The organism is Paenisporosarcina indica, assembly GCF_001939075.1.
GTDB classification, from domain to species: Bacteria; Bacillota; Bacilli; order Bacillales_A; family Planococcaceae; genus Paenisporosarcina; species Paenisporosarcina indica.
In genome coordinates this window covers 182,709-205,434 of sequence record NZ_MPTA01000006.1, presented here as the reverse complement: position 1 = coordinate 205,434, position 22,726 = coordinate 182,709, and the positions used below count along the sequence as shown (strand labels likewise).

Sequence of the window (22,726 nt, the reverse complement as noted above, 5' to 3'; positions counted from 1 at the left end):
AAAGAAAAAGGTGAACAATTTGAATTTAATATGGACGTTGCTTTTCATGGCATTCATTGGCGCACTTATCGGTGGATTTACCAACCATCTGGCAATAAAAATGTTGTTTCGCCCACATGAAGCGAGATACATAGGCAAGTGGCGAGTGCCATTTACCCCGGGACTTATCCCTAAACGTAGAGATGAATTGGCTAAGTCAATGGGACGGACAGTTGTCGAACATTTATTGACACCCGAAACATTTAAACGCCGATTCTTTTCCGTTGAAATGCGTCAAAAGGCACAGTTGTGGATACAAGTACAACTGACAAAACATATATTTGAGACAGAAACAACACTTAAGCAGTGGCTTGAAAGAGTAGGTGTTGAACATATTCCAACACGTGTGGAAGGTAAAATAGATTCACTGATTGATGAACAAATGACATCACTTGAATCTCGATTTGCAATCAAAACAATTCGTGAAATCGCTCCTGAACAATGGCTGAAAAATGCGAATGAACGCGTACCTGAAATCACGGCGCACATGATTGTAAAAGCGGAAACATACTTTGTGTCAGATGAAGGACGTCTAACTGTTAAACGATTAATTGACGACTTTCTCGCCTCTAAAGGGGCATTTGGCAATATGATTAACATGTTTATGGGCGACTCTTCAACCATCGTAAATCGTGTTCAGCCAGAAATCCAAAAATTCTTACATGCTCCAGGTACATCGGAGATGATCTCAAATGCAATTCGAGGTGAATGGGAAAAATTAAAAGATCGTTCTTTAAATGACTTAATTGGCGGATTGGATTTACAACCTATGAAACAAATGATTAAATCTTATGTGAAAAATGAGTTGTCAGTTGAAAAACGACTCGATGTTACGTTACAATCATACTGGCCTAACGGAGCAAAATGGACTGCCGACAACCTGACACCTAAACTTATAGAGTTTGCGTTTAAACAGGGTGAAACAAAGCTTGGAGAATCCATTCAACGTTTACAGCTGGAAGATATTGTGAAAGAACAAGTTGATTCATTCCCGGTGGAACGTCTGGAAGATCTAGTTTTGGGCATATCAAAAAGAGAATTTAAAATGATTACGGTACTTGGTGCGGTGTTGGGTGGATTGATCGGTGTTGTCCAAGGCGGAGTCATGTATGTAATAAATATGATGTAGGGGTGTTAATATGACAGTTAATATTTACGATGATATCAACAAATTAGAGAACACGTTCAGAAAAACAACCGAATATACAGCAGTGCAACAAGCAGTTTTGGATGTGAAATCAGATCCACAGGCGCTTGCTTTATTTAAAAGTTTCCGTGACTTACAGATGACGTTACAAGAAAAGCAAATGCAAGGCATAGAAATTTCAGGTGAAGAGCTCGAGTATGCACAAAAAACTGCACAACTCGCACAAACAAATGAGAAAATCGAAAAAATGCTGCAAGCTGAAATGGCACTAAGTGGGTTAATAGATGAGGTAAACCGAGTTCTTATGAAGCCAGTACAGGCATTATATGAAGGAATGTAAACCAGCCTTGTGCTGGTTTTTCTTTTGAGTAGAAAAATGTCGTAGGTTGAATTTAGAGGGAAGAGAATTTAATATTTAGTAAACTAGACATCTATAATTTTTCATGATATAATATAAAAATCCTTAAATTGTGTTACTTTACTTGAATTAAAACCTCTACTCATTCTGTGAGTGGAGGTTTTTTTGTTTTTATTTATACGTGGTTCCTATAGAAATGAGATCCAAACGAAGATATATTGCAAAATATCCCATTATATACACAAAGAAAAACAGACTCTACAATGTAGAGTCTGTTTGAAATGTTGGAATTATGCTTTTTGAACGTTAGAAGCTTGAGCTCCACGAGCGCCTTGCTCAACGTCGAAAGTTACTTTTTGACCTTCGTCTAAAGATTTAAAACCTTCACTTTGGATAGCTGAGAAATGTACGAATACGTCGTCTCCATTTTCACGCTCGATAAATCCGAATCCTTTTTCTGCATTAAACCATTTTACTGTACCTTGTTCCATAGTTGTTGCCTCCTAGTGTGAAATGTCACACGATGTAATACTATCCCTGCTCAAAGTGATCATTAAGACGATAAGTTTAAACAAATTCAATCCTTCACACCGACAAAAATAATTCTTCTTAAGAATAACACGATATTAGGAGATATGCAAATGAAATGATTAAGTTTATGGAATTTTTTTTGAATGCTATTGAAATACTAGTTTGTGGAATAGTCGTGACCTTGTTATTTAATACAATACCTTTACTGCGTGAGCTTTCACAGAAAGTATTAAATACTTTCCTATTAAGATTGAACAAAAGGAAATGGCGGTTGCAATATATGAAGTTTCACCCGGTAAAACAACTTCATTATTAATAACACCGAAATTAATGAAGAGATGCATTGGATAAAAGAATAGGAATCCATAAAAGCCCCATATTGAAAGTTTATGTCCAAATAGCAATCTTTTTGACAGAACTCTTGTTACTAGTAAATCCTGGTTGCAATCTTTTATTTGACTAAGTAAACCAAGCAAAAATAAAAATAACATCGCAAAGACCCCTAATAAACTTGAAATGGTTTCAATCATAGTTACACTCCCATCAACTTTTTTCTATTTATAAACAAGTCTAAATGTCGCATTTTAATAAAAAACTTCCTATATATTAATTGTAAAGTGTAGCTGATGAAACCACAATTAATATGGTTGAAATTTCCATTGAAAGTTCAAATCATTTAAGTTAATATACGAATATAAGCTGCGTTGTTCGTAACGATATTTAAGTTTTAACCTTTAAGCTGTTATAGGGAGTTTTTTATAGAAACTGGAATGGCAGGCCTTGTTCATTTTATAATCAATGAGGACATACAGGATAGTTTCCGCGAACACCCACTTGGAGAAGTGGTGGTCTAAAACTTTCTTATTTTATTTACGGCAAAGGCGGCTTTTAATTTTAATTTACAGACCGGTTCCCTTAGGGAATTGGTCTTTTTTGTGTTTTTTATGTAGAAATCCATTATCGTGGTTTTGTGTCGAATCCAAGATCAACCTTACATAAAGTGATACAAATAAGCGATGACAATTCCCACATCCGCAAGTACATGACTAATTACTGAGGTAGTGATCGTTGAAAGTTTCACTTTAAAATATCCCCATACTAAACCGACAAGGAAAACAGGTACTGCTGCAATCAAGCTAAATGGCATCGCAAATAATGGAATCAGTGATAATAAATGATACAATGAATAGAAAAATGAAGTAACAACGACGGTTTTAGTTCTTCCTAAGATAGGAATTAAACGCGTATGCATGAACTCTCTCCAGTACCATTCTTCTAGAAACGGATTAAAAAAAATCAATACTAAAATGAATCCCCACATTTGTGATCCAGTAAAACCCCAATCAACTAAAACTTCTGATATTCGCTCAGTTTCAAATAATCGACCTTGTAATATTGACACAGCACTAAAAATCGCGATTAAACAAATAACTCCACTTACAATGCCAATCCAGACGGTTTGTGCAGAAATTCCGTTAGTGAATGAATGAAAAAATGATTCCTTAAGGCAATCCCTTTTGAGGTAACTAATAAAGGGAATAAAAAATAACCACCCATAAAACAATGCGAAGGTAATTGGAATTGATTCATAATAGCTGAGACCGATAAAAATCATAAGAGTTGGACCGAATAAATAAAGTACGTTCTTCATAATGCCTCCTGGAGTGATGGTATGTAAAATTTCATCGTTGCTAAATCAGGAACCATTTAAGTCTCCCCTAATTCTGTATGTACTAATTCTGCCACTACCGCTATCTATTTAATCCCTGGTGAAATTAAAGGATTTCTTATATCAATCTCGAATACTATTATTATGAACGAGTATTCACTAGAAGAGAGAGGTGTCTATTTTGAGATTTGAAACAGTAATAATAGAAAAAAACGGACGGTTAGCAACTTTGACATTGAATCGTCCTCAAAGCATGAATGCAATGAATGCCATGATGATGAAAGAAATAGCCGATGCTTTAGAATGGTTAAACGGTGAAAAGGATATTCAAGTTCTCTTAATTAAAGGGGCAGGACGTCTATTTTCTGCAGGTGGTGATATCAAGGCGATGCTTGATCCAGAAAGTCCAATGGATATTGATGCTGTTATGGGTGATGTTTCTCGACTAGCAAAAGCATTATATTCACTTCCAATGGTGACAATTGCAGCTGTTCACGGTGCTGCTGCTGGGTTAGGTTTTAGTTTGGTATTAGGATGCGACGTGGTTATTGCTGAAGAAAACAGCAAACTTGCGATGAATTTCATTGGAATTGGATTGGTTCCAGATGGAGCAGGGCATTTCTTCTTAAAAGAGCGTGTAGGTATTCCAAAAGCGAAACAGCTTATTTGGTCTGGGAAGGTATTAAATGGACACGAAGCTTTAGCACTTGGACTTATTGACGAAGTGACCGCCGAAGGAAGAGGACTGGAACAAGCAGAAATTACTGCAGCGAAATTCTTAACTTCCCCAATCAAAGCAATGATAGCTACTAAACAAATACTACATACCCAACATGTGCACGAACTTGAACGAGTACTTGCGTTAGAAAGTTCTTCACAATCCGCCATGAGAAAATCTGCGGATCATTTGGAAGGCATTCAAGCATTCGTTGAAAAACGCAAACCAAATTTTAAAGGTGAATAATAAAACAGACTATCAAAGGATGTAATAACTTTGGTAGTCTGTTTTTCCTATACGTGGAATAAAATGAGTTTTCCAGATGTGTTGACTAAACGATGTGTAGTTTTTTCGAAGTTTTTGTTTTCAATCATTTCTGATCCTTTTGCTTTTGCTTCTTCGTCTGATGCAAACTTCCAAGTTTCTTCAATAATTAACTTTCCTGTGGGTTCAAACGCTGTAAATTTATATGGTTTCACACTTATCAACCTCTCTTATACGAATATAAATTCATTATACAAGTTTTCAGACTAAAAAAATAGTTTGTAAAGTGAGCTTGACATTCATCTCGCTAGTAAAGTAAACTTTACGTAAAGCTAACTTTACTAATAAGGGGGGGCTAAGGTGAAGAATTTCGTGAAAGAAAAAAGAATGGAATTCAACCTGACGCAGGATGATCTTTCCGAAAAGTTAGATGTATCGAGACAAACCATTATTTCCTTGGAAAAAGGAAGATACAATCCATCCATCATACTCGCGTTCAAACTTTCAAAATTGTTTAATTGCACCATTGAAGACATATTCATATATGAGGAGGGAGAGGAAAATGAGTGAGAGTTTTGATTATTTATCAGGATTATCAGGTTTCTTAGTTGGCTTTTTCACAATTGCGATCGTCTTTTACTTTGTGAAAAAGAATGGAAAAAAGAAACGACTTTTTGACGAACGATATCACCAAATACACAATAAAGCGCGGTCAATAGCATGGGGAATATCGACGTTATGTATCGCTGGAGCTTGGATTACGGCCATGATTATTGAAGGCGCTGGATTTTCATTTTTCCTGTTAACATTTGTGTATGTTGCGCATATGATTGCGTATGTAATAGGTGGAATAATTGCAGAGAAAAAATTCTAAGGGGTGTAGACATGACATTACAGATTGACAATGTAACTAAAAAGTTTGGGAACTTTACAGCTGTAAAAGATTTGTCCATGACGGTAAAGCAAGGGAGTATGTTTGGTTTTTTAGGAGCAAATGGTGCTGGAAAAACCACTACATTTCGCATGATACTTGGTTTATTGGATGCAACAGAAGGTTCGATTACATGGAATGGCAAACCGATAACGTATGCCAATAGCACCCATATCGGCTACTTACCTGAAGAACGAGGCCTATACCCAAAAATGAAAGTTGAAGATCAACTCATATATTTAGGTCAGCTTCGCGGAATGAAAAAGCATGATGCAAAAATCGCCTCAAATGAATGGCTCGAACGATTTGAAGTTCCGCATTATTCAAGTAAAAAAGTAGAAGAGCTTTCAAAAGGAAATCAACAAAAGATACAAGTAATTGCATCTCTTATACATAAACCATCTCTCATTATTTTGGATGAACCGTTTAGCGGATTAGATCCTGTCAACGTAGAAATATTGAAAAAAGCGATATTGGACGTACAGACGGAAGGAGCTACCATTGTTTTCTCTAGTCATCGTATGGACCATGTAGAAGAATTATGTGAGCAACTTATCATTTTGGACCACGGGCAATCCTTATTGACGGGTTCCTTACGAGAAGTTAAACGATCATTTGGACATCAAAATGTTCGGATGAAAGCAGATTTTGATTTATCATTTTTACAAGAAACAACAGGGGTTACTTCCTACAAACAAACCATTGAGGGGGGCGTTTTCCAGATTGGTGAAGAAAAAGTTGCCCATGAATTACTACGCAATGCGTTGACAAAAGGCGATATCCGATACTTCGCAATAGAAGAACCTTCACTTCAAGATATCTTCATTGAAAAGGTGGGGAAAGAACATGCGTGATTTTTGGACGATATTCAATCAATCATTTTGGACAAAGGCAAAAACGAAATCATTTGTCATTACTACTTTAATTGTTGTAGCCGGAATTTTCTTAATGTCAAACCTTTCAAGCATTATTTCCAAAGTGCAAGATATAGGTGTTTTTGATGGGGGAGCTGATTCTAGCACCATCTATGTTGTAGATCATAGTGGTAGCTTACTAGAGCCTCTACAACAGCAATTAGATGCGTCGGAAAGTGACTTAACTTTGAAATCTTCCACGCATTCAATTGAGGAGTTGAAAGCACAAGTTTCTGAAGAAGAAATTAAGAGTTTTCTTGAACTCTCAGTAAATGAAACTCAAACGATTCATGCAACGTACACATCTGAAAATGCTAGTGAATTTGAAAATCCGATGGCCATTCGTGACGCACTTCAAAATTTGCAAACAAACTTGAAAGCCACTTCATTGGATTTATCGAGTGAGAAGGTCGCACAACTTTTTGCCCCAATAGAATTTAATCAAAAAGCGGTATCTGATTCTTCAAAATCCGAGGAAGAATTGAGCCAAGCGCGTGGATTGGTTTATGTCTTAATCTTCGTTATTTATTTTGCCGTCTTCTATTATTCCAATATGATAGCTATGGAAGTTGCAACTGAAAAATCATCAAGGGTTATGGAAATCATCATCTCCAGTGTTTCTCCGGTGAAACACATGTTTGCGAAAATAGCAGGGGTTGGAACACTCGGTCTATTACAAATCGCATTGTTTGGCGTAGTAGGATTTGTTGCACTAAAAACGAGTTCCTCAGACTTAACCTCTGGCGTTTTTTCATTCTTCGGATTCTCGAATGTTAGTATTAGCACTATGGTGTTCGCAGTGATTTTCTTCTTACTGGGGTACTTTTTATATGCAACATTGGCAGCATTGCTCGGTTCACTTGTAAGTCGAACGGAAGATGTCCAACAATTGCTATTGCCAATGACATTCTTGATCATTATTGCATCATTTATCGCGTTCTCAGGTCTAGGAAATCCTGAAGCGGGGTATGTACAAATCGCTTCTTATATTCCATTCTTCACACCACTCGTCATGTTCTTGCGTGTAGGGATGCTGGAATTACCAATTTGGGAACCAATCTTAGGAGTTGCCATTTTATTAGTTACAATCTTTGTTTTAGGGTGGTTCGGTTCTCGAGTTTATCGCGGAGGCGTATTAATGTATGGGGCTTCCCAATCCTTGAAAGATATTAAAAAAGCGATTCAGTTAGGAAAGAAATAGAATTAAATATTTAACATAAGCCATTCCAAGTACTTAGGGAATGGCTTTTATTTTCCCTTTTCAACAAGTAGCTTAATTCCAGTTCAAATGATAAAATAAGAACAAACATTCGACAAAAGGAGGAGCATCCAATGACTGCCATACGTTTTTTTCATGTAGCCGATTTGCATCTCGATAGCCCGTTTAAAGGAGTAACCTCGATGCCGGATACGCAGTTGAAAGCACTTCGCGATAGCACATTCGAAGCATTCCAAACAATTGTCCAAACAGCTGTTAAAGAAAAGCCCGATTTCATCCTGATTGTCGGTGATATTTATGATGGGGAAGATCGCAGCCTGCGCGCCCAGCATAAATTTCAGCAAGGCATGGAAACATTACATAAACATCAAATTCCGGTCTTTCTTTGCCATGGAAATCATGACCATCTTGGTGGAAAATGGACGCGTTTTCAACTTCCGCCTAATGTACATGTATTTCAATCGAAAACTGAGAAAGTACAGGTGAACATTCGTCAACAGGACGTATACATAACTGGTTTTAGCTATATAGAACGTCATGTCAAAGAATCAATGATGTCCTCCTATGAGGCAGCTTCACAAGCTGATGCATTTCATATCGGAATGCTTCATGGGAGTTTGGCAGGGGACGAGACGCATGCGGTTTACGCTCCTTTTACAAAAGAAGATTTACTAAGCAAAAATTACGATTACTGGGCATTAGGCCATATTCATAAAAGACAAATGCTCCATGCTGAGCCACCAATTGTTTATTCAGGCAACATTCAAAGTCGTCATCGTAATGAAAAAGGGCCAAAAGGTTTTTATGATGTGACGCTCGATAAAAGTGGGGCTCAATTAAATTTTGTACCGACGTCTGCCATCATATACGAACAGATTGAGTGTTCATGTAAAGACATTGTGCATGCAAATGAATGGATAGAAATGGTTGAAGAATCAATCGAACGATTTCGTAGTAAATTTGGAGCTGGAATTCTTGAAATCAAATTAATCGATGTAGATATTAATACCTCAACTATGCTCAATGGTACGACGATAGAGGAATGGGTAGCATTGATACGTGAAACACAAGAAATGAAAGTTCCTACGATTTGGGTTCAATCCATTTCGGTGGATATTCCGGAAACGATAGAATCGGGATCGAGTGGACTGACGGATCAAGTAATCTCTGTAATGAGTGACTGGGATGCTCAAGATTGGAAAGAGATCATAAGCGATGTATATCAACATTCGAGAAGTAGTCGTTTTATGGAGAAACTAACAGTTGAAGAATATGAAGCGATTGAAAGAGATGCACGTGCAATCATTCAAAAGGAACTATTAATAAAGGAGTGAGGAACCCCCTATGCGTATCCAAAAACTCGTAATTTATGGTTTTGGGCAACACGAAGATATCATGATTGAACTGAAAGATGGAATCAATGTATTTTTCGGAAGGAATGAGGCGGGGAAAACAACCATTCAGCAGTTTTTGCTTTCTGTGTTGTTTGGGTTCCCACTCCGCAATCAAGGATTATTACGCTATGAACCAAAAGGAGGCGGCCGTCATGGTGGACAAGTTCACATCGATCATCCTGAATTTGGACGTGTCGTCATTGAACGGGTAAAAGGGAAATCAGCTGGAGACGTGACGGTATTCTTTGAAGACGGCACGCGTGGTGACGAGGAGTCGTTAAAGAAAGTTCTCTTTCACTATGATCGAACCTCTTTTGAAGGCATCTTTTCGTTTTCTATCCATCAATTACAAAACTTTGAAAAAATGACCGAAGAAGAATTAAGCCGAACACTACTTGCCTCGGGTACGACAGGTGTCGAAACATTAACGAAACTTGAACAACGAGCAACAAAAGAAATGAATAACTTATTTAAAAAATCCGGCAAGAACCCGGAAATGAATGTGAAAATAGAAGAAATCCGAAGCCTTGAGCAAACATTGAAAGAGGAACGGTCAAAAATTGATCAATATGAACCCGCTATTGTTCGGATGTCAGAAATTAATCGAAGGCTTGAAGAATTAAAACATCAAGAACACCAATTGAAACAACAAGACGAACAACTGTCAAAGTACCTTCAAGCAAAGCCGTTGCTAGAACAAAAAACTCAACTGATGTTCCAAATAGATGAGATTGTTCAAGAATCGTTCCCAGCTGAAGGAATTCGAAGATATGAATTGTTAAAAGATCGTAGGCAGGAACTAGACATTCAAATGGATCAATTAACTCATGACATCGAACAGTCAGAGAACCTTTTTAAACAAACGTTACCAGTTGAACGAATGAAAGAAATGGAAGACATGCTATCAAAAGAAACTGAATGGCATCACTTGCAACTTCGCAAACAACAGCTTGCAATTGAAATGGATCAATTAAAGAGTGAGATTGATCAGCACGCTCGATTACTTGGGATCAAAAGTGACTTACACTTTGAACAAGTGATATCAATGGATGTGTCACTTCAAAAAGAAGAATATTTTCAACAAATTATGCAGAACATGCAACAAGCGGAAGAGTCCTTGCGTTTTGAAACACAAAGTCGCCATCGATTACAGGCAGAGATTCAAGAACTGCAACGTAACATAGAGCAAGTGCAGAAAACAGCCCCCAGTGAAAGGGAACAACAACAAGTAACGAAACTTCAACAGTTAATTCGGCAAGTGGCAGAGCTAAAGGCTCGACAACAAATAAATCTGAAACCGACTGTACCAAAGACAAATACTTCGTTAGTTATTTTCTGTGTGATATTATTGGCAGCCTTTAGCGGGGCATTTCTTCTTCAAAATTGGTGGATTGCTGCAGGTGGCATTCTTCTGGCAACCTTTATTTATGTTTTGCTTAAAAAAAATAATCAAGTTTCAGAGCGAGCTCCATTGAAAGACTATCAGTCAGAAATTACAGCACTTGAAAACGAGCTAACAACGGTGGAACAATTAGCAGGAAAAGTACGATTGTATAATGATAGAATGTCACTGCTTACACAACAAAAAGATGAAAAAGAACATGTGTTGAAAGTGATTGACCAAAATATGCGACAGACACTACAAAAAGAGGATGAAGCAAAAGAGGCATTTAATGAATTTCTTCAACAGCATGGCTTTGATGAATTGCTTCAAGCAAAACTGTTTCCAGAGCTTCTAAAATGTATTCGTCAAATTCAAGAGTTACAACAAATAAACGTACAAAGATCAAATGAATACAAAGCCGTTATTGAACGAATTCAAAACTGGTTAACAACGATGACCGAAGTAACTGAAGAATCTTTTTCTGAAAACCATGCTTATAACATTTTACGAAACGCATATAGTGAATTAAAAGATCGCTTAAAAGAGATTGGAAACACACAAGAAAAAGTAAAAATATGGAAATCGAAACTTGCTGAAAAGCAAAAACTATATGAGGCTCAATCTAAGAACATTCAAACATTATGGAATGAGGCTAACGTGGAAAACGAAGCGGCCTATTATGCGGCTGACGCAGTCTACAGGAACAAACAATACCTACAGCATGAATTAAATGCGATTAACAGTCAACTCGTCTCTATAGGTGAGATTACGGTACCGGAAACAAAAGAGGAGCCACAACTTGACGAACTTGATTCGCAATTTAATCATATTTTGTCAACACGCAATGAACTATTGGAAGAGAAAGCTACACTTAAACAACAAACAAGTTCATTGTTAAGCGATGAACGATATGGACATACCTTGCAACAATTTGAACAGAAAAAAACTGAACTAGCAGAACTGGCACATAAATGGTCTGTCCATAAAGCAGTGACAGAAGCAATCCGTCAAACCATGCATAACCTAAAAGAAAAACGCCTTCCATATGTCTTAGAAAAAGCTCAACAGTTTTTTAATCATTTAACAAGTGCTCGCTATGAATCACTTGAAGTTAATGAGCAAGGTGTATTTGAAGCTGTACATGTATCTGGTACCCGTTATCATATTGCAGAGCTTAGTCAAGCAACAAAAGAACAGGCTTATATATCCTTGAGGTTTGCGCTAGCAGAATCTCTTGTAGATACAGTCCCGCTGCCGATCTTAATGGATGATCCATTTGTACATTTCGATCGTTTCCGTACGCAACAAATGGTACAATTAATGACGGATTTAGAAAATCAACATCAATTCTTCTACTTTACATGTCATGAAGACATGAAAACGATTTGGCCGCAAGCGAACGTTATTGACGTCGCAACATTGCGAAATGAAAGGAGTGTGCCATCCACATGACAGGCATTACAACATTAGCGGTAGGAGAAGCAGTAGACCACTATTTATTGATTAAACAATCAACTAAAGCTTTTACAACTACAGGGAATCCCTTTATGACACTTATTTTGCAAGATAAAAGTGGCGATATTGAAGCAAAACTATGGGATACCAATGAAGAACATGAAACACTCTATCATGCGGAAGCAATCGTGCGAGTAGGGGGAGAAATTCAACATTATCGTGGCAAAAACCAGTTACGTATAAAGAGTATTCGTCCGATAAAAGACGAGGAAGGTATTTCATTAAGTGACCTTGTGCCGGCTGCTGAAAAGTCAAAAGAAGTGTTATTCGAGGAATTAATGCAATTTTTCTTTGAAATGAAAAATCCACCCATTCAACGAATTACACGACACTTATTGAAAAAACATCAAGAAGCAATCATGACCTATCCAGCAGCAACGAAAAATCACCATGATTATGTGTCCGGATTAATCGATCACGTGGTATCCATGTTAAAACTGGGGAAATCATTATGTGATTTATATCCTTCATTAAATAAAGATTTACTATATGCTGGAATTATTTTGCATGATGTTGGGAAAGTAACTGAACTTTCAGGTCCAGTTGCAACATCATACACAGTTGAAGGGAATTTACTTGGCCATATCACAATTATGGTGAATGAAATTTCGAAAGCGGCGGAAGAACTACAAATCGAGGGAGAAGAAGTTATGCTCCTTCAACATATGGTCCTGTCACATCACGGAAAAGAAGAGTGGGGCAGTCCGAAGAAGCCAATGTTACGTGAAGCCGAAATGCTTCATTATATTGATAATATCGATGCGAAAATGAACATGCTTAACCGGGCGTTAAATAAAACAAACCCGGGTGAATTTACAGAGCGTCTATTCCCACTTGATAATCGATCATTTTATAAACCGACATTTGAGTAAAAGAGCGGAGTATCACTTAAGTTCTGCTCCAATAAAAGTGAAACGGACACGATAAGCTAAAATTGCAACGCTATAATAGACTAGTCTATTCATATGTAAATGAAAAAAAGGCACTTCCGCGATGGAAGTGCCTTTTGCTATTCATTATTTAGCTGAAGTTTCTTCAGTTTTCAAGAATTGATCAATTGCACCTTGTAGTTCTTTATCTTTAATATCAATTTTCGCATCTTGCATTAGTTTAGAAATGCTTGGTAGTAATTCTTTCATTTTAAATGAATCGGTGATAGCTTCTTTATTTTCTTCCAATGTCCCAATATCTGCTGCGTCACGCTTTTCAGTTACTTGGATGATGTGGTAACCGAACTCAGATTTTACTGGAGCACTTATTTCGTTTATTTTTAAAGCTACAGCTGCATCAGAGAATTCTTTTACCATTTTGTCGGATGTAAACCAACCAAGTTCGCCACCTGATTCTGCTGCTCCCGGTTCAGTTGAGTATTCCTTTGCTATTTCAGCAAAATCAGCCCCACCATCAAGCTTAGCTTTTACTTCTTTCGCTGTTTCTTCGTCAGCTACTAAAACGTGGCGTGCATTTAATTCTACCTTCATGTTTTCATATTGTGCTTTAATATCTTCGTCAGATACTTTAATTGCATCTAATGCTTTTTCTTGCAATAAATTCAATCGAATATATTTTTTATAACTTTCTTCTGTTTGACCTTGTGCCTCAAGACCAGCTGCGAAACTTTCGCCTGCTGCTTCTTTTTCTTTATCGAATTGTGCAGTAACTTCCTTGTCTGTTACTTCATATTCATCAGCTAATACTTTTTCAAGGACCAATACTTGTAGGGCTTCTTTACCAACTGACGCTTTCATTTCTTCATAGAGTTCATTTTTTGTAATGTCCCCAGATTTTGAAGTAACAATCACATCTGAATCTTTCGATGCTTTATCACCATTACATGCTGATAAAGCTAATACTGATGCTGCAAGTGTTAATGCTAATACAGATTTTTTCATGGGAAATCTCTCCTAACTGTCTTCTTTATGCCGTAGTTACTATAACATAAACGATGCGAAAACAAAAATGGTTCCCTGCATGCCTACAGAACATGAAAATAAGAGCATACGATAACAAAGAGAAATGGGGTGTGCGAAGTGAGTGGTGAATTCCAGCAACATTCAAGCTTTTCGCTAATCGTTGTATTATTTATTCTTTTAGTTATCGTAGGTGCAGCGTTCCTATGCTAATTTAGAAAGGTCTTGCTGCTCGGGATAGGTTGGCTCTGATCTGACTTTGCCATGTAGGTTAAGATGAAGAGTGCGAATTTATACTCGAAGCGAGAAAAAAGAAAAAGTCCATTTGCCTGCGGTCAGGCGAATGGACTTTTTTATGCGGTTAATAAAATTTCAACATAAAAGGAAACAAGTAAAATCGTTACCAAAACATTAATTGTACGAAATATCTTTGTTTGCTTCTCTTCAGGAATTTCACGTTGTATACATAGTGCATATGTCATTCGATTAATTTGGAACAAATACACAATCGAGAATAGAACTAATATCATGATTATCATGTCTATTCCTCCCCTCTGCCAATCTTCATTAGCATATCAAAACTTTGAGAAAAAGAACAGTAATTCGGCTACATTATTGTAGGAGGAATTAGAATTTCATATCCTGTTTCTGTTTCTTCGATTAATGCTTTCTTAGGTGAACGAGCAAGATTTTTTATATATAGTAAATCAATCAGGCAAAGACCACAATGATAAGCGAGTAACATAGTAAAGTAATGTCCAAAAGCTGGCAGTAAAAAAGCTCCAGCAATCAACATCGTATTAATACAAAGAAAAGGAGTAAGTAAGGCCAATAAAAACCGGTTCTTAGATACTGGTTCTTTTACGCGCATTGATAAAATCGGCATAAACCCGATTTGTTTTTTTATTGAGAAATGAACCTGATGACGATAACGAATCAACGGAACAAAATGCAGACCTTTATGAATTGGATACAATAAAATTAAACTAAGTAAAAAAAGAGCAAATCTATCGTCCGAAAGATGATGATTAATTAGCATTTTAAGCACTACATAGAAAAGAGAAAAGACGGCAAGTACTAGTAATGTAGACAACATGAAAATACGGTCAAGCCCGTATTGCTTCTTTACGTTTATGGTTTTCCAGCAGTGCACGGTATGCATCTCCTAATGTAAAAATAATATACTTGCAGATACATACATTACGAGGTTTCCATGTAAAAAGCAAGGCAATAATTATTACATTTAAGAGAGCGTTTTCAATTATTATCCTTACTCAATAGTATTGGAAAGGACTGGTTTAATATTTCCAATCTTTTCATCAAAGGATTGATCCATATTTTTGAATGAATGCTCAAACATTTCCATGAAGTCTTCCCCGTAAATATTACGAATAATGGCCATTAATTCCATAAAATCAGGGAAACGACCATACAAGTCTTTTAAAGGTAATGAGCCTTCGATAACTGTATGAGGAGAATCATGATAATGCTCAATCATATTGATTAGTAATTGTTCACCTTTTTCGGTAAGTTCTACATATGTATTGCGTTTATCATCATCGCGTTTAGAAAATGACAAAAGATCACGTTCCTCTAATTTCTTCGAAAAGTTAAAGGCAGTAGAAACATGCATCACTCCAAATTTAGCAATATCTGATATGGAAGCACCTTTTAAATGATAAGAAATCCATAATATATGGTGTTCATTAATATTCAACTCATAAGGTTTTAACCATTGCTGCCAATCTTTTTCAACAGCTTTCCAAAGTGCTTTGGATAGCTGGGCAATTCGCTGGCTGTAGAGCATGGCCTCTTTCATTGTATACGTTTGATCTGACATTTATCCACCTTCTTTCTTGAATATTCCTTTTTTATAATTATACCAATAAAGCAAAAATAATCATAGTTTGAATGTTTGAAAAATTATATTTTTAGACATTTTTTTCACAAATGGAATGGGTAGAAACTATAAAAAATGCCCTACAAATAATTGTAGGGCAGGGTAGTGTATTTAATTGATATCGGAAGCAGAATGTTTAGATTGCTTCACTAATGACTTTTCAAGTTCTTCCATTGCCATTAAAATAGAAGCAATTTCATTTTGTAAATTTTCTTGTATTGGTGCAGATTCAGATTGCCATGCTTGGACTGATTCTTTTAATTCCTCAATCGTTTGTGGGATTTCTGTCTTTGCTTCTTTTGATAAGCCCGCGATTGATTGCTTCAAATCGCTAATTTGGAACTTCACTTCAGAAAGTTTCTCTTTCCAATCAGTAGAAACTGTTTTGACATTAGAGCGTAAATCGCTACCTGATTGAGGAGTTGAAAATAAGACAGCTGCTGATCCGGCTATAACACCAGTTACCAAACCAACAAAAAATGTAGATGCCTTCATGATAGACGCACTCCTTTCATATATATGTATACTATTCCTTCATTTCAATTAATTAAAACATGAAGGACGAGCTGTGACAACAAGAAAAGCGGAAAGCGCAACTCTAGTTCGACACCGGCGCTGGAAGAAACGAATTGGAAACATGTTTCCGAATGAGTTGGAGCAATACGAAAATATAAAAAGTGGCCTACCAAGTTGGCAGGCCACATAGGTTTTTAAGATGATGTAAGTGCAGTTTCGAATTTAGAACGCTTCACTAGCTTCGTAACTATTGGGAATATAAAGAAGAAAGCAATTGCGTTCATTGCTACAGCTGGTAGAACAGCCCCAAGAACAAGTCCGCTAAAAGGAATGCCGACATCTACTCTAAATACAAAAATTGCAATGGATAGGAAGGTCACGCCTGATAAGAAAGTGCCTAATCCGGCAAGTATAATGACGATAGGAAGCTTGCTTGTAAATTGCTTTAAAGCAACTACAACTGCAAAAAAGACAAAAGCTGTTACAAATTTATCTACGACGTTTGGAATGAATCCTGCAGGGAAAGTCGAAAACAATCCCGATATCACGCCTGTAGTTAATGCGAGTAAAAAGACATGTGATGCTTTTGGAAACAATATTATGCCAATAAACATCATGGTTAACATAAAGTCTGGTTTAATCCCGCCACTGAATCCCGGAATCATTAAATACAATGCGGCACCTACACCAACTAGTAGGGCCATTAAAACTAAATTTTTCGTATTCATTTGCTAATCTCTCCTCAACTTTTCTCAACTACTTTTTGGCTTCCCCTGGCGTATCCTGTGATCGGCAGCGAGAAACTTAATCATAATCTTACAGACACTGATTGCGGATTGCAAGGTTATTTGTTTAGATTTTCACGAATCTTATCCGCATACTCTTTGAACATTTCATTCGTATATTGTTTTTCCTTGGTTAGCCAAGAAGCTTTAAATCCATCGGTCTGGTCATATCTAGGAATAAAGTGTAAGTGGAAATGAAAAACACTTTGTCCAGCAGGGGCACCATTATTATTTAACAAATTTAATCCTGCAGGGTTGAATGATGCTTTTAAAGCCTCTGCAATTTTTGGTGCAACCGAGAATAATTGCCCAGCTTCTTCTGAAGACATGTCATAGACATTTTCATGATGCTTTTTCGGAATTAATAAAGTATGTCCTTTTGTAAGGGGCATTATATCCATAAAGGCAAACACATGCTCATCCTCATATACTTTAATACTAGGAATTGAACCATCTACAATTTTGCAAAATATACACTCACTCATAGATTTCACGTCCTTTCTCATTATTATGCTCATTTTATCATATATTGAGATGATTCCGTGTAAGGTGTTTATAGAATTATTGCACGTACAAGCTAGTATAAACTTTTTGGATATCGGTATAAGCAAAAGACATCAACTTGCACCATTTTGGGGGGAAGTTGTGTTTTTCTACTGAATGTTTTGATATTATGTAGAGAGAGAAGAGGTGCCCTTGATGAATGTATTGGATGTTAACTCGATAACGGGTGGATACACACGTAAACCTGTTATTCATGATTTATCTTTTTCTGTCGCACCTGGAGAATTAGTCGGTTTAATCGGGCTAAACGGGGCAGGGAAAAGTACAACAATTAAACACATTATCGGATTAATGAACCCAAAAGATGGGGAGATTCGGCTAAACAATGTCACATTTGAAGAAGATATGGACAAGTATCGATCTTCGTTTTCTTATATTCCAGAAACTCCGGTATTGTATGATGAATTAACCTTGAAAGAACATCTAGAACTCACTGCTATGGCCTATGGATTAGATGAAGTCACATTAGCCTCGCGATCTGAATTATTGTTGAAAGAATTCAGAATGGAAAAACGCTTGAATTGGTTTCCATCACATTTTTCAAAAGGTATGCGACAAAAAGTCATGATTATGTGTGCGTTTTTAGTAGATCCAAAACTTTATATTATTGACGAACCATTTGTTGGCTTGGATCCGCTAGGAATTCAATCATTGCTCGATCAAATGAATGAAAAGAAAAAAACGGGATCATCTGTGTTAATGTCGACACATATCTTATCAACTGCTGAACGTTATTGTGACCGCATTTTACTTTTACATAATGGTCGAATTCGTGCACAAGGAACAATGGACGATTTACGTGAGGCATTTAACATGCCACTTGCAACACTAGACGATTTGTATATCGCCATGACAAAGGAGCAAGACCATGAAGAACTTGCATGACGTATGGCGAATACGATTTCTTCATTATGTAAACGAACTCCAAAAGTATTTAAAATATGTGTTCACTGGACACTTGGTCATCGTAATGGTGTTTGTGGCGGGTGCAGCTGGATATCAGTATAGCGAATGGTTGAAAACAGCTCCTAGTGATTTTCCTGGAACTTGGTTGGTGGCTGGCGTTATCGGTATCTTATTGTCGTTCAGTCCTCCTACTACATTGATTCGTGAACCTGATCAAGTGTTTTTACTGCCACTTGAATCAAAGTTAATGGATTATATGAAAAAAGCATTGTCTTGGACGATTTGGTCACAATTGTTTATTGCATTATTACCGTTTATCGTGGCTATCCCTTTGCTCAAGCAAGTGGGGAATGTAGGAAATGTCACTTTAGGTGCGGTATTTATTTTCATTGTGCTCATGAAGTTTTGGAATGTGCATGTTGAATTTGCTTTCAGGTGGGCGAATCTTGGAAAAGGAGTATGGGGTGATCGATTCGTTCGGGCACTTGTTTCAATTGCTGTATTAGCAGCAATCTTTACAATGAATCCAATGTATTGTGCTTTGCTAATTATTCCTGTTGGTTTTTACTCATTCACGTGGAGCCGCCAGAAGAAACGTCAGCCGTTTCCATACGAACATTTTGTGAGACTGGAACAAAATCGCATGTTGCGTTTTTACCGATTTGCTAACTATTTCACAGACGTTCCGCACATTCGAGGTAGTATTAGACGTCGTGCCTGGCTGGATATCGTGTATCGTTTAATACCATATGAGAAAAAAAGTTCTCAAAACTATTTAGTATTTCGGACATTCGTGCGGACGGATGATACCTTTTACTTATGGCTACGGTTAACTGTACTTGCTGCATTAGGAACTGCGTTTATTGGCATTCCGATTGTTGTTATGATTTTTGTTGGTGCATTGGCATTTGCTACCGCATTACAAATCAAACAAGCTCTATCATCTTCGAGTGAGTTTCGTATGGACATGCTCTTCCCAATTGGCAACAGTGCCCGAAGCAAGGCAGTAGTTAAGTTAGTACGCTTTGTCCAAGTTGCTCAGGCACTTATCATTTTAGCAACTTTGTTAGGTGTAGGTGCAGACAGTATGGTTATGTACGTATTGCCGATTGTAGTTGTTGTGGTAAGTGAGATTACGATTAGGTTGAGTAAATAAGCTTTACGCCAAAATGGTCTCATACCCAAGTAGAGTGGGGGTGTGAGACCATTTTTATTATGCTTATCGAAATAGGTATGAATCAATTAAAAAGGAAGTAGTTTGTTGAGAGGTCCGTTTGGTTTTATGATGTCTTGAATATCGAGAATAGGGATTGGAAAGTAGGGAAATCCAGCTACATAAGGTGTTATTTCATACAGTTGAAAATAAATGACGAGTGAGTGGTCGGCCAAATAGAAATCTTGGTTGTTGCTAATTTTGCTGAATGGTTCGAGGAGAAGTGTTTTCCAGTCTTTTATTTTTCCTGCAATGATGGATGATAGTTTGGTTACATAATCACTATTTGGTTTGAACAAATCACTCAGTTCATATAGTTGACCTGATGACACATCAAATGATAATGATTTAATAATGGTCATTCCATGTGCTCCGCCTGTGAACGAGTAGACGCTTAGGGAAAGGCTGAATATACCGCGTTCATTAGTTTTAATTTCAAACTCACCGAGCATTTCTTGAAGGCTCGGTGAGTGAAAACCAAGTTCAACCAAGATTTTATTCAATGTATCCACAATTGCGGCGTTAATTTTTATTTCTGCTTGTTGATTGCCCAAACCTACAACGAAGGGATAATAAACGGTCACTTTCGGTGATTCTTTTTGAAGTATTCTGTACCCTACTGCAACAGGTAAATCCAATTAAACATCCTCTCATAATTGGTATGAACAAATAATTAATCTTTGTCTTCCAATACAGTTACCTCAAAAGTACCAATTCCAATTGATGTTGACAGTTGATTAACAAGTGCTTGTATGTAACTTTCCGCTTTTTTTCGGCTAGTATCAATTCCGTGTAGGACAATTGTTAACTCTTTTTTGTCCATGCTGAAAATGGTGTAACCAAAGCTTCCTGTAGGCTTATAGCCTTCATTTTTCAAAGCTGTGATGAGTTGTTCTTGAAAACCCGTTTCACTCATTTTGTTTGTGACCTGTTCGACTTCTGTGATGTCACGAAGATAAAGGTCTTGGTCTGATTCTTGCGTTAAAGAAGATAATACAAATATGATTATGACAAAACTTATGAATAGACAAAATATCAGCAGAATGACACTGTTGTTTGACCTCTTCACATTGCATCCTCCATTTAGACAGTAGTTCTAAATAATATGCATCATTCAATTAATTATTCAGTATCCGATATAAAACGGGATCAATACATAAGAAAAAGCTACTTCTCCAATGAAAAGTAGCACAAATTACAAATTTAGCTTTTGCTATCTTTTATTTCAACGGTAAATTTATCTTCTCGTTCAGGTGCAAATTCTACGGACCATCTATCAGTCTTTTCATCGTAAGAAATATTACTGATTGGTACACTCCAACCTGAATCTGTACTTGATTGACTAAGTGCAACACGAACGATTTCAGCTTCAGTAAAGTCAGCCGTTTCGGGTTTATACGTTGGAAGTACTTCGACGTACTTGACTCTGCCTTGTCCTGGATAAGATAACGCCATGGGACCAGAAGATTCGACAATGACGCGCTGGCCCACTTCTAATTTCTCATCCGCATTTGGATACGTGTAATTAACGGCAGAATAAAAATCGCTTTCTCCGCCTGTTGATGAGTAATCCGTTGGCATTGCGTTTACAATAAGCATGCCATTTTCTGAAACATTAATTACATATGCTCCATCTTTAGATGGGTTAGTCGTAGTAGGTTCAGTTGGATAAGTGATATCCGATTCGCTAGGTCCAGCAACCATACGACCATCTTGCGTAAATTCTATTTTTCGGTCGGTAAATTGCTTCTGCAGGCTTTCTTGTTGTGCTTCCGTTAAGAAATCATGAGTGATTTCTATGGTTCCTGTGATTGTATCCACAGAGATGCCAGATGATAGGCGATCTGGATTGGGATGGCTTTTAGCGATAGCATTTACTGCTGCAAATACATTGTCGGTTAAATCATAATTTTCTTTTTCAGTAAAAGCACTTTTGTAGATATAAATATGTTTCGCTAATATTTCTCCAGCGTCTACTTTTTTCTGTAGAGTATCAACATATTGAATTAATCGATCGTCAGGTTCTTTTAATCCAATCCAAAATCCAGATTGTTGAGCACCATCTGCTTGATTTTCAAAAAAGACAACACCTTCAGCTAATAACCCCTCGTGTCCGCCATATACTTCATCAATCGCTTGAAAAGCTGCCTGTGCTTCGATTCCTTGAACACCCATATCTTCTTCTAGTTCAGGTGTTACTTTTCCAAAGAGGCCCTGTGTTAATTCTTCACTTTCTTTCACTTTAGTGAATGCGTCATTTCGAATCTTCGGATTAGTAGTCGTTTGCTTGAGTTCAGCGATTATGTCTCGACCACTCACGACCTTAATCGTTGGCCAATTTGGGTCTTCACTTTTCACTGCGGTGTCACCCGTCAATTTTTGGTCCGTACTAACAGTCGCATCTCCAGTGCCGCATCCGGTTAGCAGCAAGGATATGGCTAGTAAAGATGTATAAAATTTTCGGTTTTTCATTTTGTTGCCTCCTTATGTAATGGGCCATTACAAAATTAGACGTAGAAAATTCTGAATCGTTACAGTGAATTATTGAAGTTTGCCTAATTATAAAAATGTTTGCTCTTTGTAAGAACAACTCCTTAAAACTAAAGCAATTCCCCAAAAAAAGTTTGACAATATTCAATTAAATACAAAGAGTTCATTTGCGCCTGCATGGCCGCAAAAGCGTGAAGAATGAGACCCACAAGTATGTGTACTTCACACTTGTAGGCTCATGCGGACGACTTTTATAAAAAGTTGTAGATAACATCACGACAGTGTGTGCTTACTTCATATATAAAACTTTTAAAAAAACTTAAATCTTTCTTAATTCTAATTACGTCTAAAATAAGTGA

27 protein-coding genes and 1 other RNA gene are annotated in these 22,726 nt (G+C 37.0%); 14 read left to right on the top strand and 14 right to left on the bottom strand.

The window, feature by feature from the left end; translation table 11 throughout:
* Window positions 1-46 precede the first annotated feature (46 nt).
* On the top strand, window positions 47-1,168 hold the full coding sequence (locus GY23_RS14435; RefSeq protein WP_075619918.1) for a DUF445 domain-containing protein: 1,122 nt from the start codon (window positions 47-49) through the stop codon (window positions 1,166-1,168).
* 10 nt (window positions 1,169-1,178) lie between these two features.
* Window positions 1,179-1,526 carry a YlbF/YmcA family competence regulator gene (locus GY23_RS14430; RefSeq protein WP_075619917.1) on the top strand — a complete coding sequence of 116 codons (348 nt, stop codon included), beginning with the start codon at window positions 1,179-1,181 and terminating at the stop codon, window positions 1,524-1,526.
* A 308-nt stretch (window positions 1,527-1,834) separates the two neighbouring features.
* Here the strand turns inward: GY23_RS14430 and cspC are convergent, their stop codons facing one another.
* Together cspC and GY23_RS14420 are read right to left on the bottom strand one after the other, a co-directional pair.
* Complete coding sequence (cspC, locus tag GY23_RS14425; protein WP_016429181.1) at window positions 1,835-2,035, bottom strand: cold shock protein CspC; 201 nt, start codon at window positions 2,033-2,035, stop codon at window positions 1,835-1,837.
* 228 nt (window positions 2,036-2,263) lie between these two features.
* Window positions 2,264-2,605 carry a hypothetical protein gene (locus tag GY23_RS14420; RefSeq protein ID WP_075619916.1) on the bottom strand — a complete coding sequence of 114 codons (342 nt, stop codon included), beginning with the start codon at window positions 2,603-2,605 and terminating at the stop codon, window positions 2,264-2,266.
* Between the two features lie 163 nt (window positions 2,606-2,768).
* On the opposite strand from GY23_RS14420, the gene ssrS reads away from it, so the two are divergent.
* Window positions 2,769-2,967: non-coding RNA, 6S RNA (gene ssrS / locus GY23_RS14415), on the top strand.
* A 99-nt stretch (window positions 2,968-3,066) separates the two neighbouring features.
* Here the strand turns inward: ssrS and GY23_RS14410 are convergent.
* Window positions 3,067-3,726, bottom strand: coding sequence for a CPBP family intramembrane glutamic endopeptidase (locus tag GY23_RS14410; protein ID WP_075619915.1), 660 nt, complete (start codon window positions 3,724-3,726; stop codon window positions 3,067-3,069).
* Window positions 3,727-3,925: 199 nt separating this feature from the next.
* Here GY23_RS14410 and GY23_RS14405 point away from each other — a divergent pair, with 199 nt between their 5' ends.
* The gene (locus GY23_RS14405; protein ID WP_075619914.1) at window positions 3,926-4,708 is read left to right on the top strand and encodes an enoyl-CoA hydratase; all 783 of its coding nucleotides are present in this window, start codon (window positions 3,926-3,928) and stop codon (window positions 4,706-4,708) included.
* Between the two features lie 47 nt (window positions 4,709-4,755).
* Here the strand turns inward: GY23_RS14405 and GY23_RS14400 are convergent, their stop codons facing one another.
* The gene (locus GY23_RS14400) at window positions 4,756-4,941 is read right to left on the bottom strand and encodes a YhzD family protein (protein WP_075619913.1); all 186 of its coding nucleotides are present in this window, start codon (window positions 4,939-4,941) and stop codon (window positions 4,756-4,758) included.
* Window positions 4,942-5,086: 145 nt separating this feature from the next.
* Between GY23_RS14400 and GY23_RS14395 the strand changes: the two genes are divergently transcribed.
* The 7 genes from GY23_RS14395 (at window position 5,087) to yhaM (ending at window position 12,955) form a co-directional block, all read left to right on the top strand.
* Window positions 5,087-5,296, top strand: coding sequence for a helix-turn-helix transcriptional regulator (locus tag GY23_RS14395; protein ID WP_075619912.1), 210 nt, complete (start codon window positions 5,087-5,089; stop codon window positions 5,294-5,296).
* Complete coding sequence (locus tag GY23_RS14390; RefSeq protein WP_075619911.1) at window positions 5,289-5,600, top strand: DUF2178 domain-containing protein; 312 nt, start codon at window positions 5,289-5,291, stop codon at window positions 5,598-5,600. Before GY23_RS14395 ends, GY23_RS14390 begins: the two co-directional genes overlap by 8 nt.
* Window positions 5,601-5,611: 11 nt before the next feature.
* Entirely contained in the window at window positions 5,612-6,511 is a 900-nt protein-coding gene (locus tag GY23_RS14385) for an ABC transporter ATP-binding protein (RefSeq protein WP_075619910.1), read from the top strand.
* Entirely contained in the window at window positions 6,504-7,772 is a 1,269-nt protein-coding gene (locus GY23_RS14380) for an ABC transporter permease (protein ID WP_075619909.1), read from the top strand. Before GY23_RS14385 ends, GY23_RS14380 begins: the two co-directional genes overlap by 8 nt.
* Window positions 7,773-7,903: 131 nt before the next feature.
* Window positions 7,904-9,124 carry a metallophosphoesterase family protein gene (locus GY23_RS14375; RefSeq protein WP_075619908.1) on the top strand — a complete coding sequence of 407 codons (1,221 nt, stop codon included), beginning with the start codon at window positions 7,904-7,906 and terminating at the stop codon, window positions 9,122-9,124.
* Window positions 9,125-9,134: 10 nt separating this feature from the next.
* Window positions 9,135-12,020 (top strand): ATP-binding protein, encoded by a 2,886-nt coding sequence (locus GY23_RS14370; RefSeq protein WP_075619907.1) that lies wholly within the window; start codon window positions 9,135-9,137, stop codon window positions 12,018-12,020.
* Window positions 12,017-12,955 (top strand): 3'-5' exoribonuclease YhaM, encoded by a 939-nt coding sequence (gene yhaM, locus GY23_RS14365; protein WP_075619906.1) that lies wholly within the window; start codon window positions 12,017-12,019, stop codon window positions 12,953-12,955. The genes GY23_RS14370 and yhaM overlap by 4 nt, the downstream gene beginning before the upstream one ends.
* Before the next feature lie 144 nt (window positions 12,956-13,099).
* Here the strand turns inward: yhaM and GY23_RS14360 are convergent, their stop codons facing one another.
* On the bottom strand, window positions 13,100-13,975 hold the full coding sequence (locus GY23_RS14360) for a peptidylprolyl isomerase (protein WP_075619905.1): 876 nt from the start codon (window positions 13,973-13,975) through the stop codon (window positions 13,100-13,102).
* Between the two features lie 138 nt (window positions 13,976-14,113).
* Here GY23_RS14360 and GY23_RS14355 point away from each other — a divergent pair, with 138 nt between their 5' ends.
* Complete coding sequence (locus GY23_RS14355; RefSeq protein ID WP_425435000.1) at window positions 14,114-14,206, top strand: YjcZ family sporulation protein; 93 nt, start codon at window positions 14,114-14,116, stop codon at window positions 14,204-14,206.
* Between the two features lie 140 nt (window positions 14,207-14,346).
* On the opposite strand, the gene GY23_RS14350 is transcribed toward GY23_RS14355, so the two are convergent.
* The 6 genes from GY23_RS14350 to GY23_RS14325 form a co-directional block, all read right to left on the bottom strand.
* Window positions 14,347-14,532 carry a hypothetical protein gene (locus GY23_RS14350; protein WP_075619903.1) on the bottom strand — a complete coding sequence of 62 codons (186 nt, stop codon included), beginning with the start codon at window positions 14,530-14,532 and terminating at the stop codon, window positions 14,347-14,349.
* 68 nt (window positions 14,533-14,600) lie between these two features.
* Window positions 14,601-15,146 (bottom strand): DUF3267 domain-containing protein, encoded by a 546-nt coding sequence (locus tag GY23_RS14345; RefSeq protein WP_075619902.1) that lies wholly within the window; start codon window positions 15,144-15,146, stop codon window positions 14,601-14,603.
* A gap of 117 nt (window positions 15,147-15,263) precedes the next feature.
* Window positions 15,264-15,833, bottom strand: coding sequence for an HTH-type transcriptional regulator Hpr (locus GY23_RS14340; protein WP_075619901.1), 570 nt, complete (start codon window positions 15,831-15,833; stop codon window positions 15,264-15,266).
* 171 nt (window positions 15,834-16,004) lie between these two features.
* Window positions 16,005-16,388, bottom strand: coding sequence for a YtxH domain-containing protein (locus tag GY23_RS14335; protein WP_075619900.1), 384 nt, complete (start codon window positions 16,386-16,388; stop codon window positions 16,005-16,007).
* 215 nt (window positions 16,389-16,603) lie between these two features.
* The gene (locus tag GY23_RS14330) at window positions 16,604-17,137 is read right to left on the bottom strand and encodes a tryptophan transporter (protein WP_075619899.1); all 534 of its coding nucleotides are present in this window, start codon (window positions 17,135-17,137) and stop codon (window positions 16,604-16,606) included.
* Between the two features lie 116 nt (window positions 17,138-17,253).
* Window positions 17,254-17,679 carry an HIT family protein gene (locus GY23_RS14325; RefSeq protein ID WP_075619898.1) on the bottom strand — a complete coding sequence of 142 codons (426 nt, stop codon included), beginning with the start codon at window positions 17,677-17,679 and terminating at the stop codon, window positions 17,254-17,256.
* 214 nt (window positions 17,680-17,893) lie between these two features.
* On the opposite strand from GY23_RS14325, the gene GY23_RS14320 reads away from it, so the two are divergent.
* Both GY23_RS14320 and GY23_RS14315 read left to right on the top strand, forming a co-directional pair.
* Window positions 17,894-18,643 carry an ABC transporter ATP-binding protein gene (locus GY23_RS14320; RefSeq protein ID WP_075619897.1) on the top strand — a complete coding sequence of 250 codons (750 nt, stop codon included), beginning with the start codon at window positions 17,894-17,896 and terminating at the stop codon, window positions 18,641-18,643.
* A complete protein-coding gene (locus GY23_RS14315; protein WP_075619896.1) occupies window positions 18,627-19,820 on the top strand; it encodes an ABC transporter permease in 1,194 nt (397 codons plus the stop codon). Before GY23_RS14320 ends, GY23_RS14315 begins: the two co-directional genes overlap by 17 nt.
* Window positions 19,821-19,906: 86 nt before the next feature.
* Here GY23_RS14315 and GY23_RS14310 read toward each other — a convergent pair whose 3' ends face one another.
* From GY23_RS14310 to GY23_RS14300, 3 genes are all read right to left on the bottom strand, one after another.
* Window positions 19,907-20,515, bottom strand: a complete 609-nt coding sequence (locus GY23_RS14310; RefSeq protein ID WP_075619895.1) for a DUF3298 and DUF4163 domain-containing protein — start codon at window positions 20,513-20,515, stop codon at window positions 19,907-19,909.
* Between the two features lie 35 nt (window positions 20,516-20,550).
* Window positions 20,551-20,946 (bottom strand): hypothetical protein, encoded by a 396-nt coding sequence (locus tag GY23_RS14305; RefSeq protein WP_075619894.1) that lies wholly within the window; start codon window positions 20,944-20,946, stop codon window positions 20,551-20,553.
* 134 nt (window positions 20,947-21,080) lie between these two features.
* A complete protein-coding gene (locus tag GY23_RS14300; RefSeq protein ID WP_075619893.1) occupies window positions 21,081-22,349 on the bottom strand; it encodes a DUF3221 domain-containing protein in 1,269 nt (422 codons plus the stop codon).
* Between the last annotated feature and the right edge of the window lie 377 nt (window positions 22,350-22,726).

Coding starts and splice junctions, on each gene's coding strand:
- GY23_RS14435 (WP_075619918.1), top strand. CDS start 47: ATGGCATTCATTGGCGCACTTATCGGTGGATTTACCAACCATCTGGCA.
- GY23_RS14430 (WP_075619917.1), top strand. CDS start 1,179: ATGACAGTTAATATTTACGATGATATCAACAAATTAGAGAACACGTTC.
- cspC (WP_016429181.1), bottom strand. CDS start 2,035: ATGGAACAAGGTACAGTAAAATGGTTTAATGCAGAAAAAGGATTCGGA.
- GY23_RS14420 (WP_075619916.1), bottom strand. CDS start 2,605: ATGATTGAAACCATTTCAAGTTTATTAGGGGTCTTTGCGATGTTATTT.
- GY23_RS14410 (WP_075619915.1), bottom strand. CDS start 3,726: ATGAAGAACGTACTTTATTTATTCGGTCCAACTCTTATGATTTTTATC.
- GY23_RS14390 (WP_075619911.1), top strand. CDS start 5,289: ATGAGTGAGAGTTTTGATTATTTATCAGGATTATCAGGTTTCTTAGTT.
- GY23_RS14385 (WP_075619910.1), top strand. CDS start 5,612: ATGACATTACAGATTGACAATGTAACTAAAAAGTTTGGGAACTTTACA.
- GY23_RS14380 (WP_075619909.1), top strand. CDS start 6,504: ATGCGTGATTTTTGGACGATATTCAATCAATCATTTTGGACAAAGGCA.
- GY23_RS14375 (WP_075619908.1), top strand. CDS start 7,904: ATGACTGCCATACGTTTTTTTCATGTAGCCGATTTGCATCTCGATAGC.
- GY23_RS14370 (WP_075619907.1), top strand. CDS start 9,135: ATGCGTATCCAAAAACTCGTAATTTATGGTTTTGGGCAACACGAAGAT.
- yhaM (WP_075619906.1), top strand. CDS start 12,017: ATGACAGGCATTACAACATTAGCGGTAGGAGAAGCAGTAGACCACTAT.
- GY23_RS14360 (WP_075619905.1), bottom strand. CDS start 13,975: ATGAAAAAATCTGTATTAGCATTAACACTTGCAGCATCAGTATTAGCT.
- GY23_RS14350 (WP_075619903.1), bottom strand. CDS start 14,532: ATGATAATCATGATATTAGTTCTATTCTCGATTGTGTATTTGTTCCAA.
- GY23_RS14340 (WP_075619901.1), bottom strand. CDS start 15,833: ATGTCAGATCAAACGTATACAATGAAAGAGGCCATGCTCTACAGCCAG.
- GY23_RS14335 (WP_075619900.1), bottom strand. CDS start 16,388: ATGAAGGCATCTACATTTTTTGTTGGTTTGGTAACTGGTGTTATAGCC.
- GY23_RS14330 (WP_075619899.1), bottom strand. CDS start 17,137: ATGAATACGAAAAATTTAGTTTTAATGGCCCTACTAGTTGGTGTAGGT.
- GY23_RS14325 (WP_075619898.1), bottom strand. CDS start 17,679: ATGAGTGAGTGTATATTTTGCAAAATTGTAGATGGTTCAATTCCTAGT.
- GY23_RS14320 (WP_075619897.1), top strand. CDS start 17,894: ATGAATGTATTGGATGTTAACTCGATAACGGGTGGATACACACGTAAA.
- GY23_RS14315 (WP_075619896.1), top strand. CDS start 18,627: ATGAAGAACTTGCATGACGTATGGCGAATACGATTTCTTCATTATGTA.
- GY23_RS14300 (WP_075619893.1), bottom strand. CDS start 22,349: ATGAAAAACCGAAAATTTTATACATCTTTACTAGCCATATCCTTGCTG.